The sequence below is a fragment of the Yoonia sp. genome (genome assembly GCF_017854415.1).
Lineage (GTDB): Bacteria > Pseudomonadota > Alphaproteobacteria > Rhodobacterales > Rhodobacteraceae > Yoonia.
The window spans coordinates 1-2,829 of the sequence record NZ_JAFMHR010000216.1; the positions used below are offsets into that span (position 1 = coordinate 1).

Annotated in this window: 3 protein-coding genes; 2 read left to right on the plus strand and 1 reads right to left on the minus strand. The window is 53.5% G+C overall.

The features are described 5' to 3' along the window. The first annotated feature begins 341 nt into the window (after nucleotides 1-341). Nucleotides 342-1,409: a tartrate dehydrogenase gene (locus QZ197_RS15625; protein WP_296433126.1), complete on the plus strand. Its 1,068-nt coding sequence runs from the start codon at nucleotides 342-344 to the stop codon at nucleotides 1,407-1,409. A gap of 72 nt (nucleotides 1,410-1,481) precedes the next feature. On the opposite strand, the gene QZ197_RS15630 is transcribed toward QZ197_RS15625, so the two are convergent. Then, on the minus strand, nucleotides 1,482-2,057 hold the full coding sequence (locus tag QZ197_RS15630; protein WP_296433128.1) for a hypothetical protein: 576 nt from the start codon (nucleotides 2,055-2,057) through the stop codon (nucleotides 1,482-1,484). A 250-nt stretch (nucleotides 2,058-2,307) separates the two neighbouring features. Here QZ197_RS15630 and QZ197_RS15635 point away from each other — a divergent pair, with 250 nt between their 5' ends. Then, nucleotides 2,308-2,742: an acyl-CoA thioesterase gene (locus QZ197_RS15635; RefSeq protein WP_296433130.1), complete on the plus strand. Its 435-nt coding sequence runs from the start codon at nucleotides 2,308-2,310 to the stop codon at nucleotides 2,740-2,742. Nucleotides 2,743-2,829: the final 87 nt, after the last annotated feature.

Here is a 2,829-nt window from a genome sequence, read left to right on the forward strand (position 1 = left end):
CAATCTGTGCAAAACACCGGCCACAAGCGCCAATACCGCGAGAGCGGTTTCGTCCTTGTCCCGCAGAGCTGACCTTGATGTAAACCGCTGCGCAGGTCTGCTTTCCGCCAGTTGCTGCCGTCTGTGCACTTTGCAGCATCAGTCAGTTTGGGCCCCCACAGCATGGTGCTGCAATACTCACAGTCAGGAATTGGACCTTTTGTTGCAGCTTGGATCTAGACAATACAGAGGCGCGAAGACAAAGATCGCCACATGATTTTGGGGCATTGCGAGGACCTGTAAGTGGACCGAGAAGCAATCATTTGGATCAAGCACCGTAGCAACTAACAAAGGACACGATTATGGCCAGCAACAAGATGAATATTGCGGTTATTCCCGGCGATGGGATTGGCAAGGAAGTCGTCCCCGAAGGGGTGCGTGTCCTGAACGCAGCCGCCGCAAAATATGGCTTAGACTTTAATTTTGACGAATTTGATTTCTCGTCATGTGATTACTACAAGCAACATGGCCAGATGATGCCGGACAACTGGAAAGACCAGATTGGCGGTCATGACGCGATTTTCTTTGGTGCAGTTGGCTGGCCGGATACGGTGCCGGATCACGTTTCGCTTTGGGGGTCGCTTTTGCAGTTCCGTCGTGAATTCGACCAATATGTCAGCCTGCGCCCCGCCAAGCTGATGCCCGGCGTGACCTCTCCGTTGGCAGGGCGCGGTCCTGGCGATATCGATATGATGATCGTGCGCGAGAATACCGAAGGCGAGTATTCATCGATTGGCGGAAGGATGTTCCCGGGAACTGACCGCGAAATTGTCATGCAGGAAACGGTCATGTCGCGCGTGGGCGTTGACCGGATTCTGCGTTATGCATTCGATCTTGCACGCAAACGTGGCGGGAAACTGACCTCGGCGACCAAGTCGAACGGCATTGCGATCACGATGCCCTATTGGGACGAGCGTGTTCTCGAGATGCAAAAATCCTATCCTGATGTCACGGTCGATAAGTACCATATCGACATCTTGGCTGCTATGTTTGTGCTGCATCCTGACCGCTTTGACGTTGTTGTCGGATCAAATCTATTCGGGGATATCCTATCCGATCTGGGTCCGGCCTGCACGGGAACCATAGGCATCGCGCCATCAGGCAATATTAATCCGGAGCGTAAGTTCCCCTCACTGTTTGAGCCTGTGCACGGCTCAGCACCCGATATCGCTGGCAAGGGCATCGCTAATCCGATCGGTCAGATCTGGTCAGGTGCGATGATGTTGGAACACTTGGGGCATCTGGAAGCCGCACAAGGCGTCATGTCCGCAATCGAGGCTGTTCTGACTGACCCTGCGTTTCGAACCGGAGATCTTGGGGGAACAGCAGATACTGTAACCTGTGGAAAGGCAATCGCGGCGGCTGTCTGACTGGCGACAGAGGTCATTGAGCGCGTTTCATTGGAACGCGCCAATTGCCAGAAATAGTAAGCTATCAGGGTATCATGGTTTGCTCGCAATCTCCTGGGCCGAGCAGGACGGATACCCATAGCCCCAGCGCCATTTCAGGCCCGAACAGGGCGCACCACCAAAACGCACAGCCAGAAACATTGCTTCCGCAATGCTGTCATAGGCGGCCCGAATCTGATCGGCGTTCACGTTGTAAAGAAGGGCCAGATCATCAACCCGGTCAGTCCCAGTAGCTATTACACATGTCTTCAACGCTTGGTCAGCGACCCAACGGGCCTCAAAGCTTGCTTCCGCACTCACAGCCTTGCCTGCGTTATGATAGGCTCGGTCATGGGTGACACAGCAACCCTCCCAAGGCGGCAAGGACTGATGCGCCTCTGCAAAATCGGGAAAATGGCTGGCCAGCACTTGCCAGGCGTTCGACAGGCCGCCGCTACAGCCATCCGTCTCAAAAGGGGTCAGTTTCGTCTCCGAGCGAACCATAAGCGTTATCAACGCCTCATGCGTAGGCCCCTCCACGGCGCGCGCCACCGCACCTGCGGTCCAATCCTGTGCGTTCACCGGCCCGGCCATCAGCATGAGTATCAGTATTGGCCTGAGGTTGATCATCGCCGGTTCATCGGGGATCAAGGCGTGGCATAGTGTTCGGAATTTTCATAGGCCAGACGTAGCATGATCAAAATTCGCAAACAACTTGGCAGCAAGCCTGATAAGAAACTCTGATGTCCGCTAGCAGCAATCATTTGGATGTTGCATCGTACGCATGGGTTAGAACCTGAAAGGTCGATCTCATCATTACGGCCGCACACATCGCACTGTATATTGCGCCTTGGCCAGATAAAAATAGGGAGAAGATTCGATGAATACCGAACAGGCAGATAATCTTGCCCGAGCGCAAGAGCGTGTCTCCCACGGTCGCCAGCAAGAAGATGGTGTCATCGTCATACGAACTATTGCAATGCCCGCAGATACCAATCCAGCCGGCGACATCTTCGGAGGCTGGTTAATGTCACAGATGGACCTCGCCGCTGGAAACATGGCTGGTCGCGTATCAAATGGACGTGGTGCGACTGTCGCAGTTGAAGGGATGCAATTTTTGCGTCCCGTTAAAGTTGGTGATGAAGTCACCATTTATGCGACGCTGATCAAAGTCGGCAGAACATCTATGCGCATTCATGTGGATGTCTGGGCACGTCCACGATTTGGGCAAGCCGCTGAAAAGGTAACAAACGCAGAATTCGTTTTTGTTGCGTTGGATGAGAGCGGTGCGCCACGCCAGATATCGGAAATTTAGGCCGATCCAACTAAACACTCGAAAGAAAAAACTGAAAACTATCGCCTGTAGGCCAAAGGATACCCCATTGACGACCAAAGGACTTAT

Excerpts from the sequence above, each read along its gene's own strand:
- QZ197_RS15625 (WP_296433126.1), top strand. The coding sequence starts at position 342 with ATGGCCAGCAACAAGATGAATATTGCGGTTATTCCCGGCGATGGGATT.
- QZ197_RS15630 (WP_296433128.1), bottom strand. The coding sequence starts at position 2,057 with ATGATCAACCTCAGGCCAATACTGATACTCATGCTGATGGCCGGGCCG.
- QZ197_RS15635 (WP_296433130.1), top strand. The coding sequence starts at position 2,308 with ATGAATACCGAACAGGCAGATAATCTTGCCCGAGCGCAAGAGCGTGTC.